We start from the raw sequence: 14,283 nt of genomic DNA, 5'->3' as shown, positions 1-14,283 counted from the left end.
CTTAAACTGCCTTCTTCGCAGGTTACACATCGCTTCAACGAAGGAGGAATAAGGTGAAAACAATCTTTGTCACCGGTACCGACACTGCGGTGGGTAAAACCGTCGTGTCACGCGCGCTTCTGCAGTGTTTCGCCAAAGCGGGTCTCTGTGCAGCAGGCTACAAACCTGTTGCTAAAAGTGCACAGCACACGCCAGACGGATTGCGTAATAAAGATGCTTTGCTGCTGCAGCAGGCATCGGGGCTTGAACTGCCTTACCAGGCGGTGAATCCCATCACCCTGGAAGAAGATGAAATCAGCACCAGCGCATCCGTGCGAATGGATTATCCGTTGCTGAGCCGCAGCCTTGAGCAGTTACAAAGCCGCGCCGCGCGGGTGGTGGTGGAGGGAACTGGCGGCTGGCGCAGTCTGATGAATGATCTGCAGCCGTTGTCCAGTTGGGTTCAACAGGAACAACTGCCGGTCGTCATGGTGGTGGGCATTAAGGAAGGTTGCATTAGTCATGCTTTACTGACCGCTGATGCCGTTGCTCGTGATGGGCTGTCTTTGGTGGGCTGGGTCGCCAACCGGATTAATCCAGGATTGGCTCATTACGCTGAAATCATTGATGTTCTGCGTGAAAAGCTAGGCGCACCGCTGCTGGGTGAGTTGCCTTATCTGCCGCGTGCCGAGCAGCGTGAGCTGAGTGGTTATCTGAACATTTCCCTGCTGGATGAGGCATTAATGCACGTTGATAGTGCACAGCCTGCGGCCTGATGAAACGAAGTGATGCAAATGATCGGTGGCTGAATCTAAGGTTTCGGGTTCAGCATCCGAGCTCGCTCTGCTTAAATCAGCTTATAATCATGCGGTTATAAATTTTTTACTCAATGTGAGTGCCAGTGGCGTGAATCATGCATCAGCCATGCTGATGAATATTCTGCCGGAGCACACACATGTCGCACTCCCCTAAAGGTTTATTGTATGGGCTTGATGCCCGTATTGGTCCTGTTCCCGCCTTTTTCGCTGCGTTGCAGCACGTCCTTGCCAGCGTGGTGGGGATCATTACGCCGCCACTGATTATTGGCTCAATCCTCGGATTGCAGACTTACATTCCGTATCTGATCAGCATGTCTTTGCTGGTTTCCGGTTTAGGGACATTTCTGCAGGCGCGTCGCTTTATGGGGATTGGGGCGGGCATGATTTGCCTGCAAGGCACCAGCTTTGCTTTTCTCGGCGTCATCTTATCTGGCGGTTTGATGGTGAAAGCGCAGGGCGGTTCACCGGAAGCAATCATGGCGATGATCATGGGCTGTAACTTTGTGGCCGCGTTTATCCCCATGTTGATCAGCCGTTGCGTAGCGCCGTTGCGGAAAGTGCTGACGCCGGTGGTGACCGGCACGGTGATTACCTTGATCGGCATCAGCCTGATTAAAGTGAGCATCACCGATTGGGCTGGCGGCCATAACGCCACTGACTTTGGTGCGCCAGGAAATCTGGCGCTGGGCGCGCTGACGCTGCTGGTGATTATTGTGCTTAACCGTTCCCAGAATCGCTGGATGCGCCTTGTTGCGGTGGTAGCAGGTATCGCCGTGGGCTGTCTGGCGGCGGCACTGACCGGCCATCTGCCCATCAAACCGATGATGTCCAGCCACTTGCTGGTTTTGCCTTCATTTTTCCGCTTTGGTTTCGATTTTAGCTGGAGCATTTTCGTGCCGATTGCGCTGGTATCGGTGATTTGCGTGATTGAGGCGGTAGGGGATTTGACGGCGAATTGCCTGATTTCGCAGCAACCCATTGAGGGCGACGGTTTTCAACGTCGTTTGCAGGGTGGCATTTTGGCTGATGGGATTAGCTGTCTGTTCGCCGCGATGTTTTCGGCATTCCCTAATACTACCTTTGCGCAGAATAACGGTGTGATTCAGATGACCGGCGTGGCCAGCCGTTATGTTGGCATGGTGATTGGTGTGATGCTGTTGCTGTTAGGGGTGTTTCCGGTGATCGGCAATGTGCTGCAGCAAATCCCTGCGCCGGTACTTGGCGGCGCCACACTGGTGATGTTTGGCAGTGTGGTGGCGGCAGGCATTCGGGTGATGACGCAATCCCCGTTGGGACGCCGTGAGATGTTGATCGTCGCGGTGTCCTTTGGTATTGGCTTGGGTGTGGAAGCGGTACCCGAGGTGTTGAAGCAGTTGCCACCGTTGGTGAGTAATTTGTTTGGTCATGCGGTGACCACGGGGGGCATTCTGGCGATGCTGTTGAATATCGTGCTGCCATCGGAGCGGGGTGATGAGCGGGTTATCGGTGCGGTGGAGGAAAATCACTGATTTGAGTCTGTGGTTGCGTTGGGAGAGTTGGGGAGCTAAACCGCTGGCTGAGAGTTTGTGCGTACGTCGGAAGAGGTGGGGATTTAAACCACTGGCTGTAAGTCGGTGCGTACGTCGGAAGAGTTGGGGATCTAAACCACTGACTGTGAGTTGGTGCGTACGTCGGAAGAGGCGGCAGATCGTAAAGACGCCATAAACCATCCCTGGGGCTCGGCCCGCGCCATCCCTGGCGCAGGACGCTTTACTCCTCTGCCGCCTCTTCCAACGCTTTAGCTGTTGTGCGGTTTGTCTGGATTCAGGCTGCTGTGCGTCTTGTTAAGGATTCAGTCTGCGGCGCGTACGTCCTGAGCTGAGATAATCCGCGATATAGTCTTGCGAAATCTCACCGCTGTAGCGTCCTTCCTCATCGACGATCGGCATCCAGACGGTGTTGTGCTCATACAGCTTGGATAGCACCACGCGCAGATTCTCTTCAGCCTTACCCGTCACTTTGAAGGTATGCAGCATCTCCTCGCAGCGTCCGGCAGCATTACGTGCTTCGCGACGCTTCACAAATCCCAGCGGCTTGCCATCATTATCTACCACGGTGACCGATCGCATGTCGTTGTCATCCATGGTGGCGAACGCCTCCTGCAACGGCGTGCTGCGCTGCACGGTGATAGTTGGCTGTTGATCGGTGACGTCGCCCGCCTGCACCAGCAGCAGGCGTTTCAGCGTGCGGTCCTGTCCAACAAAAGAGCCGACAAAATCATTGGCCGGTTTTGCCAACAGCTCGTCGGGGCTAGCGCACTGTACGATTTTGCCCTGTCCAAACACCGCGATGCGGTCACCCAGTTTGAGTGCTTCATCAATATCATGGCTTACCAGCATTACGGTTTTCTTCAACTGGCGCTGCATTTCGAGAAACTCATTCTGAATCACTTCACGGTTGATTGGGTCGACAGCACCAAACGGTTCATCCATCAGCAGTACCGGTGGATCAGCAGCCAGCGCGCGGATCACGCCGATACGCTGCTGCTGACCGCCGGACATTTCTCGTGGATAGCGATTCAGGAATTTGCTGGGATCGAGCGCCACCATGCTCATTAACTCGGTAGCACGTTCGCGGCAGCGCTTTTTATCCCAGCCCAGCATGCGCGGCACCACGGTAATGTTTTCTTCGATGGTCATGTTGGGGAACAGACCAATCTGCTGAATTACGTAGCCGATATTTCGGCGCAGCGTCACAGTATCTTGTCCGCTGGTGTCTTCACCGTTGATCAAAATCTTTCCGCTGCTGGCTGGGATCAGACGGTTAATCATTTTCAGCGTGGTGGTTTTGCCACAGCCGGAAGGGCCGAGCAGCACGCACATCTCTCCGGCAGGTACTTCCAGGCTGACGTTGTCCACGGCGTTGAAGGCGGTGCCGTTTTTTTGTGTAAAGGTTTTCGTCAGGTTTTCCAGTTTTATCATTATCGAATCCCCTTAGGAGTCAGCGCCGACTGCAAACGGTGCAGTAGCCAATCAAGCACAATCGCTAATAAACAAATCATTAATGCACCGGCAATCAGCATGCGCACATCACTGCCGCTGATGCCATCCAGCAGTTGTAATCCCAATCCACCTGCGCCGATGACTGCGGCAATCGCCATCACGCCAACGTTCATGACAACCGCAGTACGGATACCGCCGAAGATTACCGGCAGCGCCATCGGAATTTCGACCCAGCGCAGGCGCTGCCAGAAAGTCATGCCTATGCCGCGACCGGCTTCACGCAGCCCTGGCGACAGGTTTTCCAGTGCGGTGTGGGTGTTACGCACAATCGGCAGCAGGGAGTAAAGGAATACCGCGCAGATAGCGGGCAGCGCACCAATACCCTGACCGATCATGGAAAACAGCGGAATCATCAGACCAAACAGCGCGATGGTTGGAATCGTCAGTACGATGGTGGCGATACCGAGCACCGGCGTCGCCAGCCATTTAAAGCGCACAATCAAAATGCCCAATGGCACGCCAACAATGATGGCGAATCCCACTGCAACCAGCACCAGCCAGGTATGCTGCCAGGTTAAGGCCATCAGGGTGTGCCAGTTACTCATGATGTAATGCAAAGTCTCCATGACGCCTCCTTACAGCATGTTTTTCGATTGCAGGAAATCACGCGCCACCTGCTGCGGTGACTGATGATCGATATCAACACGTTTGTTCATCTCGGTGATCGCTTCGTCGGTGATCAGCGGTGAGAGTTGATTGAGGGCCGCATCCAGCCCCGGATGGCTTTTCAACACATCCAGACGTACGACTGGCGTGACGTTGTAACTTGGGAAGAAATGCTTATCATCTTCCAGCACCTTGAGTTCAAAGCCTTTTACTCGGCCATCGGTGGTATAAATCAAGCCCGCATCGACAAAACCATCACGTACCGCGTTGTACACCAATCCCGGGTCCATCTGGCGAATCTGCGGGCGATCTAGCGGCATGTCGTAGGCTTTCTGCAACGGCTTCAGGCCATCGGAACGGCCGGAGAACTCTAAGTCGAGCCCGAGTTTCCAGTTGTGGTCGGGGTCGGTTTTGCGCACCTGTTCCAGTTTGGCAACGAGCTGTGACATGGTGCTGATGCCTTCTTTATCGGCGCGTGCACGCTGCATGGCAAATGCATAAGTGTTGTTCATTGGCGCGGGATCGAGCCACACCAGGCCCAGTTTGGCATCGAGTTGTTTAACGGTTTTATAAGCCTCTTCAGATGACATCGGTTTGTTGATGTGGTTAAAGATGATCAGCGAGGTACCGGTGTACTCCCAGGTCATGTCGATTTGCTTGTTGATCATCGCATTACGACCAATCGTGGTGGCGATATTGGTCTTAGGGACCACCTGAAAACCTTTCTTTTGCAGCCAGAGCACGGTCATGGCAGATAAAATATGCTGTTCGGTAAAGCTCTTGGTTGCCATCACAATCGGTGTTGCCGCGGCGGCGGATTGGCTGATGGCCAGTGTGGCGGCCAGTGCCAGCGCGGTGTGTTTCACCCAGCGCGTTAAGTTATGCGTTTTACCCATCACTTAGCTCCTTGTGTTAAGCCGCAGAGTGCGGGCTGAGGAAACGACCCAATGCTGCCAGCAGCAAATCGAGGATCAACGCAAACAGGGCGGTGGCCACGGCGCCGAGGATCAACGTAGGGAAGTCATTGAGGTAAATGCCGGGGAAAATCAGTTCGCCAAAACTGCTGGCACCAATCAGGAAGGCCAGCGGTGCCGTACCGACATTGATGGCGGTCGCAATGCGCACACCCGCCAGAATCACTGGCAAGGCATTGGGAATTTCTACCTGACGTAAACGCTGGAATTTGGTCATGCCGATGCCGTTGGCAGCTTCAATCAGTGACGGCGGTACGGCGCTTAATCCGGAATAGGTATTACGCACGATAGGTAACAATGAGGCGAGGAACAGGGCGATTAACGCAGGCCGATCGCCAATCCCGACAATGACCATGGCCAGTGCGAGAACAGCCAGCGGCGGCAAGGTATTCCCGACGTTAAAGATCTGCATCACATATTCAGCCCAACGACGAGCAAACGGGCGGCTGAGCAAAACCCCGCTCGGAATGCCAATCAGCAGGGCGAAAAACATTGACCAAAACACTAAAAACAGATGCTGCTGACCCAGATAAATTAAGTCTTCTTGCCGGTCGCGCAACGTATTCAACCCGATTCCCCAAACCAGCAGGGCAATCACCGCGACGATGGCCAGTAGTGCCAGCCCGGCTCTACTAACGAGCGATGCATTTTGCATGCGAAAGTCTCCCTGATTCGACAAATTGTTCGATCTTGTTATGTCATTTCACGGTTGAAGGCGTAGTGGAGAACAAACCACATACGAAAATCCTTCACGTTAATAAATTGCAGATAAAATGACTGTTAGATGGTGCTTTTCCAGCGAATAACTGGAAAGTGCTGTTAAAAGCTATAGCAATGCTTAGCGTATTGCGCCAGTTTTCACGGCAAAATCAGACAGATAGAAGGGCGGTTAAAACCTTCTTAACCCGCATGAAATAAGGCATCATCTGACAATAAAAAAAATTCATCGAATTATGTGACATTGTCACATAATGGGCGCACGCAGAGGAAACTCGTCTGATGGAAAATCAGCTAGCCTTGAGAGAAAAAGGGAGACGTATGACTGAAACTGCAGAATTGAACACGGAACATCGCCACTGGATCCTTATCGCCTGCATGCTCGCCATGTTTATGGCCGCGATTGAAGTCACCATTGTGGCGACCGCGATGCCGACCATTATTGCTGAACTCGGCGGTTTCTCGCAGTTTGGCTGGGTCTTCTCTATCTATTTGCTGACTCAGGCGGTGAGCGTGCCACTGTATGGTCGGCTTGCTGATATGTGGGGGCGTAAACGACTCTTTTTCATTGGCGTTTCGCTGTTCCTGATCGGCTCGGTATTGTGCGGTTTTGCGCATACCATGACGTGGTTAATTCTGTTTCGCGCGTTTCAGGGGCTGGGGGCAGGCGCGATTATGCCGCTCACCAGCACCATTGTGGCCGACATCTACTCCCCGCGCGAACGTGCCCACGTGCAGGGATGGCTTTCCAGCGTCTGGGGTGTCGCGGCTATTATTGGGCCACTGAGTGGTGCCTGGCTGGTTCAGCACTTTAACTGGTCGGTGATTTTCTGGGTGAACGTGCCGATCGGTCTGTTTTCCATGCTGCTGTTAGCGCGTTTCTTACCGGCGCGTGAGCATCACAAAGGGGCGACGCTGAATCTTACCGGCAGCTGCTGGCTGATGATTTGCGTTACGGCACTGTTAGTGGCGCTGTTGCAGGCGGATGCCCTTGGTTACTGGTTACTGGCATTCCTGTTATTGGCATTGCTGGCGGGCTGGCAATTAAAACAGCATGAACAGCGAGCTGAGGCTCCGCTGTTTCCTCTGGCTATCTGGCGCAGCCGGTTAATTCTGGCAGGCAATGCCGGTAATCTGATCATCGGTGCCACCATGATGGGCATCAGCGCGTTTCTGCCAACCTGGATTCAGGGTATCACCGGTGGTACGCCGCTGCAGGCGGGTAGCGCGTTGGCGATGATGTCGATTGGCTGGCCGCTGGCCAGTACGTTGAGTGGCCGATTAATGCTGATCACTTCCTACCGTTTTACCGCGCAACTCGGTGCCTTGTTATTGATTGCGGGCAGCGCGCTGCTGCTGCTATTGCGTACCGACAGTTCAATCATGCAAGCCGGGCTCACTGCTTTTGTCATCGGCACCGGCATGGGCATGACCAGCACCACTTTTCTGGTGTCGGTGCAAAACCATGCGCACTACGACATTCGTGGCATCTGCACCGCGTCTATTATGTTTAGCCGCATGCTGGGTTCAGCGATTGGTACTGCGCTGATGGGCGCGGTGCTGAACTTCAATCTTGCGCAGCGTCTGCCACAGGCCAGTGATCCGATGCAGCAAATCATGTCACATGAAAGCCGTCAGTCACTGTCCGAAGCGACGTTGCATCAGTGGACCGGACAGATCGCTGCTTCGCTGCATTGGGTGTTTGTGGTGGCGTTAGTGATTGCGATGCTAACGTTGTGGATTGCGTGGTTGATGCCGCGTCAGCGCCCAGAGGCAGAATAGAAAAGGGCGGCCATCAGCCGCCCTTTCAGTATTACTGCGCGGGAGCATCCTGTGAACTGCCTGCGCTGGCCGGGACATTGCTTTCACTGTCTCGGCCGTTTTTCTTGTACACAATTTTCTGGCTGTCATTTTCGCAGTGACCCACTACCTGGCCGCCCGCTTGATCGGCCTGATCGTTAGGCACGATATCCAGCGTAAAGTCCGATTCGGCCACGCCGTTACTGACGATCTTCTTACTGATATCCGCTTTAACAGTTTCACAGGAAGCCTGCGCCAGCATCGGCAACGCCAGCATTGCCATCAACATCACTGCATTACGTTTTTTCATCACACTCTCCTTGGTTCTGAATTCCCTTGAAAACTATAGCAGCAACAGCGAATTAAGGGGCGATCGTACGGCCGGTACGACGATCAAGGCAGCGCAGAGTGTTCGGTTCCCAATACGCATTGACGTTATAGCTCTTCTCGCAGCTATCACGGGTGTCAAAAGCTTTATCGGTTTTATCGAACTCTTTCTCGACGCGCGTGTTGACCTTATTGCGCAGATTCTTCGTGTCGTTCCACTGTTCTTTGCTTTGACGCGCGGCTTCGTTGCTGGAAGCACTGTTGCCGTTCTCAATGATCAGGCGGTCAGTTTGGGCCGATGCCAGCGGTGCAGTCAGCAGCGCGCCGCAGGTTAACGTCACAGTCAGCAGGAGAGAAAACAGGTTTTTCATTGTGATTTCCTTTAGTTAACACCAGCACAGCCAGAAACCCGGCTGTCACAACCATGAGGGCTAGTATATCATCGCTGCAACTTTGCTCACCAGCGGTGAGCCTTTTGTTTAGGCGAGAGAGAGATTTTCTATGCTGGTGAAAACCACTTTACTGTTTTTTTTGACTGCGATTGCCGAAATTGTCGGCTGTTTTCTGCCGTGGCTGTGGCTGAAGAAGGGAATGACCGCGTGGCTTTTACTGCCTGCAGCGGCGAGTCTGGCGTTGTTTGTCTGGTTGCTGACGCTGCATCCGGCAGCAAGCGGTCGTGTGTACGCGGCTTACGGGGGTGTCTATGTGGTGACGGCGCTAATTTGGCTGCGCGTGGTGGATGGCGTCAAGCTCAGTACATGGGATTGGATTGGCGCGCTTGTAGCGTTTAGCGGCATGTTGATTATTGTCGCTGGTTGGGGCCGGGCGTAAGCGATGGGCGCAACCTGTGCGCCCGTGACAATATTCAGCCTTTATGCACTTTCAGACCCGCAAGCGTCTGGGAGACCGGCATGATTTCCAGCGTATTGATATTGACGTGTTTAGGCAGTGTCGTGACCCAATACACCGCTTCAGTGACATCTTCCGCTGTCAGCGCGGTGGTGCCTTCGTAAACGGCATCCGCACGCCCATCATCGCCTTTGAAGCGCACATTAGAAAACTCGGTGCCACCCACTAAGCCCGGCTCGATATCGGTGACGCGCAGCGCGGTACCGTGCAGATCGGTACGCAGATTGAGGCTGAACTGGCGCACGAATGCTTTGGTCGCGCCATAAACGTTGCCGCCCTGATAAGGCCAGCTGCCCGCGATGGAGCCGATGTTTACGATGTGACCGACATTGCGCTCCACCATGGCGGGCAGCACGGCACGCGTCATGTACACCAAACCTTTGTTGTTGGTGTCGATCATATTTTCCCAGTCTTCAATATTGGCTTTGTGCGCGGGCTCGATCCCTAATGCCAGACCGGCATTATTCACCAGCACGTCGATTTCACGCCACTCTGCGGGCAGCGCAGCGATAGCTTCATCGATAGCGGCGCGATTACGCACATCCAACTGAACGGTATAAAGGTTGGCACCCAACTCCTCTTTCAGCTCTTTCAGACGCTCTGCGCGGCGTCCGCTGGCAATCACTTTATGACCATTAGCGATGAAGCGACGGGTGATGCTTTCACCAAAACCGGCGGTGGCGCCAGTGACAAAAATAATCATCTCACTGTTCCTTAAACAATTGTACGTCAATGTTAACCAATTGATTTTAAATTTAAAAACCAACAATGAAACTCTACGAATTATGGGCGGGGGAAGCGAGATCATTTTGTGAGTGCCTGGTTGAGCAAATTTACCCGGCTGTAATCAGCTCTCCAATCCATAAACCGTATACATCATAAACCATCTATGCAGGCTCATGGTCTTTGTGCGTTGCGATAAATGTGGGATTAGCCGCTGTGGAGGGAATTTAACATGCGCAACAATCTGGCTTTGAGGAGGGCGGAGGCAAGGGCACAGCGCTGCGTAACATGGGTCAATTCATGCTAACAGGTTGCATGCTTTGGTTGATTCAAGACATGCTGCTGCTTTTATGACTTACCGAGCCTGACGTGTGCTATCTGGCTGGCGGTGAGAGGTATTCAATTCATAACCGGATTCGGCCTGCTGTTTGCTCAGCGTTGCGAACGAAAGCGAACCTGGCATCGCGGTTTATCACCACGATACCAGGCGCCTGTTTGGCTCAGTGAATCAGAAAGAACTCCAGTTATCCTCTGGGGAGCTTCCCGCTGTAGCCAGCGCTGTACGCGATTTTAGCGGAGAGAGAACCGGCTTTTTCACTTGGCTTTCAGCTTTGGGTATCACCGCATCAGCGCTCTCCATCAATTTAAACGTACTGACCAGTTCTGCCATTACGGCGGCCTGCTCGGACATGGACTGGGCTGCACTGGCTGACTCTTCAACCAACGCCGCATTCTGCTGCGTGGTGGTATCAATTTGCCCCATCGCGATATTGATTTGACCAATACCATCGCTTTGTTCGCGGCTGGCATGGGCAATTTCTTCAATCAGCTGCGTCATATTGTGGATATCAGACACAATACTGGTCATTCCCTGATCGGCTTTCACAACCAGCTCCCTGCCTGACGTCACGCGTGCAACCGTGTCATCAATCAGTGTTTTGATCTCGCGCGCGGCACCCGCGCTGCGCTGCGCCAGACTACGCACTTCGCTGGCAACCACCGCGAAGCCTCTTCCTGATTCTCCCGCTCGCGCAGCCTCAACAGCGGCATTCAGTGCCAAAATATTGGTCTGGAAAGCAATGCCGTCAATCACCTTAATAATTTCGGACATTTTCTGCGAATCGTTCGAGATTTCCTGTATGCGTGTCGAAACATCGTTCATTACGGCACCGTTGTCTCTGACCGCGGAGGCCACGCCACTAACAAACTGGCGCGCCTGCTCAGTATTACTGGCGGTATTGCTCAGCGTTGAAGTCAGCTCTTCTAACGTGGCGGCCGTTTCCTCCAGGCTTGCTGCCTGTTCATCGGTACGAGAGGCCAGATCATTGTTGCCACCGCTGATTTCACTGGAAGCAAGCGCGATGTTGTTGGCACCTTCACGCACGCGGAGCAGCACGCCCGAGAGTTTTTCAACAAAGCGGTTGAATGCCGCTGATATCTGCGCCAGCTCATCGCCGCCACGCACTTCCAGGCGACGCGTCAGATCACCTTCCCCTGAAGCAACGTCTTCCAGGGCGTCGCGTAAAATGGCGAGGCGACGCAACTGCTGGTTGAACACCAGCCCGGCAATCAGCGCGGTAATAATCAGACTCACCAGGGTGATGAGGATGCTTTCCCGCTGTAATGTCGTCAGCGATGCCGTCACTTCATCACGATCAACGGCGATCACCAGTGACCACGGCGTCCCTTTTACCGGAGAGGCGTAAACGAACTGCTGTTCACCGCCGATGATCAGTTCAGCATGCCCACCCTGACTGGCCAGATTTTGGATAACTTTGAGGTCGAGTGAAGGTGACAACTCAGTGACCGGCTTGAGAATAAGGTCAGACTTCGGCGCGGCAATCAATTTACCGCTGCTGTCCACCAGGAATGCAAAACTCTTCTCCAGTGGATGAATCGCATTCACCGTATTGGAGACGGTATCCAGGTGTAGATCGCTGCCGATCACACCCAATGTTTTTCCGTTATCGACAATCGGCTGAGCAAAAGTAATGGTCAGCTTGCCGGTTGAGGCATCAACATAGGGGTCCAGCAACACCGGATGGCCAGCTTTTACCGTTTCCAGATACCACGGACGCTGGCTGCCATCATAGGTGGCTGGCATAGGATGGACGAACACATGGGAATGAGGCTCAGGATAGACGATATAGGCATCATCAAACTCGCCAGCTTCGATCGCCGCACGCAGAAAAGGGACCGCATCGTCATGACGACCAAAAGCCGTTTTGATCGAACCGGTGATACGTTGTTTTTCTGCTGCCCAGCCAGCCAGTTCAGCCGCATGAACGCGGGAGAGCTGGCCAATGCGCTCATCAATGCTTTCAAGTGTCTTTCCACGCACGGTGGTGTAGGTAAAAGTGGCAAGTGCGATAAGAGATACTGCCGTGATGACCACGCTGATAGCGATTAAACGCGAGCGTATTGTTTTAAACATGTTTACCTTCCACCCAACTGGATCACATTAGAGGTTTGATTTTTCCAGAATGCGTCCTGCGTCACTGAAAATACGGAATACGTTCTCTGTTATCGGTAATCCCATCTAAAACTGTAGGGAACCGATTGCGCGTGGAAGAGTATTAAGGCACTAAAAAGGGAAGGGAGTCAGCGCGCCCGTCGTCCTGATAAAGAGAGACGGGCACACTATACTTAACGAAGCGAGCGCTCAAATGCACTCGCTGATACCGCTTAACTTAACGCGACGAGGGACAGCTGATGCGAGTCGGTATAACGGTCAGTGGCCAATGGCATCGCGTCCTCATCAACCTGGAACTGCGTCACCGACTGCTGCAAATTCACCACCTGCTGTTGCAGTGAGCTGGCAGCGGTTGCCACTTCAGCCACCAGTGAGGCATTCTGTTGTGTTACACCATCCATCTGCTGGATAGCGATGTTGATCTGCGAGATGCCGCGCGTCTGCTCGCCGGAAGCCAGCATCACTTCATCCATGATATCGACCACTTTTTTCACATCGAGCATCACTTCATTCATGGTGACGCCAGCATCTTTAACCAGTCCTGAACCCTGCTCAATATTGCTGAGCGAGTCATTGATCATCAGGCCAATTTCCTTCGCGGCGGTGGCGCTGCGCTGAGCCAGCACTCGAACTTCCGAAGCGACCACAGCAAAACCGCGTCCCGCTTCTCCTGCACGCGCGGCTTCAACTGCTGCGTTCAAGGCCAGCAGGTTAGTCTGGAAGGCAATGCCGTCAATCACACCGACGATGTCGCCGATTTTTGTCGAGCTTTTCTCAATAGAACTCATGGTGGTGACCACTTCAGACACCACTGTTGCACCACGCGAAGCAGAATCTGAAGCCTTCTGCGACAATGCGTTAGCTTTGCGCGTGTTGTCCTCATTGTTTTTCACTGTCGCCATAATCTGCTCCATACTGGATGCCGTCTCATCCAGTGAGGCCGCCTGTTGCTCAGTCCGGCTGGAGAGGTCGATGTTGCCCGTCGCGATTTCTTCAACGCCGGAGCCGATCGCATCGGTGCCACTGCGGACCATCAGCACCATGTTTGCCAGGCCATCGCGCATACGCTGTACCGCGGCAAACAATTGCGCAATTTCATTTTTACCGGAGATATCGATGCGCGCACGTAAGTCACCTTCGGCGATGCGATCAAACACGTTGATCACATGATTGAGCGGCTTAACGATAAGATTGGTCATCACCGACCAGGCCAGCGCGGCCAACACCAGCGCACAGGCGATACAAAAGTACAGCGTAAACGCCATATGCTGAACCCGATCGCTGGAGTCACTGTAGGCGACATCAATACTTTTAATTTTAAAGGCCACCAGCGCTTTAGAGGCTTTATCAAAGGCACCGTACAACGCCGTTGATTTCCCTGCACGCTGGCGGTATTCATCCAGTTTGCCTGCTTCGAGCGCGGCAAAAGCCGGATCGATAAACTCTTTCATCAGCGCATCGCGTGTGGTGGCCATTTCAGCCGCAATTGGCTTCTCCGCTGAGGATTGTGGATATTTCAGATATTCCTGCCATTTCGCACTGGCGTTATCTATTTTACCTCTGGCGCGCTCAAGCGCGACTTTGGCTTTTTCGGCATCGCCACTGCCCACCAGTGATTCATATAAACGCAAATCCAGTCGTCCACGTAATAAAAGTTCTGAGCTTTCATTGAGCGCCACCAGGCCCGGCAAAACTTCGGTATCAACGGTGGCAAAGGATTTATTGCCAGACTGTACGGCAAATAACCCTAAAATACCGACGAACAGCAATAATGCTGTTAATGAAAAAACCATGATGCTGAGGGCGGTGCGGATCTTTATTCTATGAAACATAACTATTCCCTGAGAACGTTTAATTGAAAAAGATGAAGGCGTAGTAACAATGATTTTTTTATTAAATGGGGAAGTCATGAGTGT

General features: G+C 53.2%; 13 protein-coding genes. 4 read left to right on the top strand and 9 right to left on the bottom strand.

The annotated features are described in order from the left end of the window. Positions 1 to 53: 53 nt before the first annotated feature. Both bioD and JK231_RS02835 read left to right on the top strand, forming a co-directional pair. Complete coding sequence (gene bioD / locus JK231_RS02840) at positions 54 to 755, top strand: dethiobiotin synthase (RefSeq protein ID WP_097117092.1); 702 nt, start codon at positions 54 to 56, stop codon at positions 753 to 755. A 179-nt stretch (positions 756 to 934) separates the two neighbouring features. Further along, the gene (locus JK231_RS02835) at positions 935 to 2,305 is read left to right on the top strand and encodes a nucleobase:cation symporter-2 family protein (RefSeq protein ID WP_097117093.1); all 1,371 of its coding nucleotides are present in this window, start codon (positions 935 to 937) and stop codon (positions 2,303 to 2,305) included. Positions 2,306 to 2,620: 315 nt separating this feature from the next. Here JK231_RS02835 and osmV read toward each other — a convergent pair whose 3' ends face one another. Genes osmV through osmY form a run of 4 tightly spaced genes read right to left on the bottom strand, consistent with a single transcriptional unit; the run spans position 2,621 to position 6,073 of the window. Continuing rightward, positions 2,621 to 3,757, bottom strand: coding sequence for an osmoprotectant ABC transporter ATP-binding protein OsmV (gene osmV / locus JK231_RS02830; protein WP_097117094.1), 1,137 nt, complete (start codon positions 3,755 to 3,757; stop codon positions 2,621 to 2,623). Beyond that, positions 3,757 to 4,404, bottom strand: a complete 648-nt coding sequence (osmW, locus tag JK231_RS02825) for an osmoprotectant ABC transporter permease OsmW (RefSeq protein ID WP_034823432.1) — start codon at positions 4,402 to 4,404, stop codon at positions 3,757 to 3,759. Before osmW ends, osmV begins: the two co-directional genes overlap by 1 nt. A gap of 9 nt (positions 4,405 to 4,413) precedes the next feature. Continuing rightward, a complete protein-coding gene (locus tag JK231_RS02820) occupies positions 4,414 to 5,340 on the bottom strand; it encodes a glycine betaine ABC transporter substrate-binding protein (protein WP_097117096.1) in 927 nt (308 codons plus the stop codon). A 16-nt stretch (positions 5,341 to 5,356) separates the two neighbouring features. After that, on the bottom strand, positions 5,357 to 6,073 hold the full coding sequence (gene osmY, locus JK231_RS02815; protein WP_034823434.1) for an osmoprotectant ABC transporter permease OsmY: 717 nt from the start codon (positions 6,071 to 6,073) through the stop codon (positions 5,357 to 5,359). A gap of 383 nt (positions 6,074 to 6,456) precedes the next feature. On the opposite strand from osmY, the gene JK231_RS02810 reads away from it, so the two are divergent. Then, a complete protein-coding gene (locus JK231_RS02810) occupies positions 6,457 to 7,917 on the top strand; it encodes an MDR family MFS transporter (RefSeq protein ID WP_160832953.1) in 1,461 nt (486 codons plus the stop codon). A gap of 31 nt (positions 7,918 to 7,948) precedes the next feature. On the opposite strand, the gene JK231_RS02805 is transcribed toward JK231_RS02810, so the two are convergent. Together JK231_RS02805 and JK231_RS02800 are read right to left on the bottom strand one after the other, a co-directional pair. Next, the gene (locus tag JK231_RS02805) at positions 7,949 to 8,245 is read right to left on the bottom strand and encodes a DUF1161 domain-containing protein (RefSeq protein ID WP_034823436.1); all 297 of its coding nucleotides are present in this window, start codon (positions 8,243 to 8,245) and stop codon (positions 7,949 to 7,951) included. Between the two features lie 52 nt (positions 8,246 to 8,297). Next, a complete protein-coding gene (locus tag JK231_RS02800) occupies positions 8,298 to 8,633 on the bottom strand; it encodes a DUF1283 family protein (RefSeq protein ID WP_160832952.1) in 336 nt (111 codons plus the stop codon). A gap of 130 nt (positions 8,634 to 8,763) precedes the next feature. Between JK231_RS02800 and JK231_RS02795 the strand changes: the two genes are divergently transcribed. After that, positions 8,764 to 9,093: a YnfA family protein gene (locus JK231_RS02795; protein WP_176505722.1), complete on the top strand. Its 330-nt coding sequence runs from the start codon at positions 8,764 to 8,766 to the stop codon at positions 9,091 to 9,093. Between the two features lie 34 nt (positions 9,094 to 9,127). On the opposite strand, the gene ydfG is transcribed toward JK231_RS02795, so the two are convergent. The 3 genes from ydfG to JK231_RS02780 all read right to left on the bottom strand — a co-directional run bounded on the left by ydfG (position 9,128) and on the right by JK231_RS02780 (position 14,199). Beyond that, entirely contained in the window at positions 9,128 to 9,874 is a 747-nt protein-coding gene (ydfG, locus tag JK231_RS02790; protein WP_097117098.1) for a bifunctional NADP-dependent 3-hydroxy acid dehydrogenase/3-hydroxypropionate dehydrogenase YdfG, read from the bottom strand. A gap of 528 nt (positions 9,875 to 10,402) precedes the next feature. Then, complete coding sequence (locus tag JK231_RS02785) at positions 10,403 to 12,328, bottom strand: methyl-accepting chemotaxis protein (RefSeq protein WP_211727943.1); 1,926 nt, start codon at positions 12,326 to 12,328, stop codon at positions 10,403 to 10,405. Positions 12,329 to 12,579: 251 nt separating this feature from the next. Beyond that, positions 12,580 to 14,199: a methyl-accepting chemotaxis protein gene (locus JK231_RS02780; protein ID WP_211727942.1), complete on the bottom strand. Its 1,620-nt coding sequence runs from the start codon at positions 14,197 to 14,199 to the stop codon at positions 12,580 to 12,582. Between the last annotated feature and the right edge of the window lie 84 nt (positions 14,200 to 14,283).

Source organism: Pantoea sp. JGM49, assembly GCF_018257655.1.
Lineage (GTDB): Bacteria > Pseudomonadota > Gammaproteobacteria > Enterobacterales > Enterobacteriaceae > Pantoea > Pantoea communis.
The sequence above is the reverse complement of the archived record's forward strand: the minus strand, read 5'-3'. Positions and strand labels throughout refer to the sequence as shown.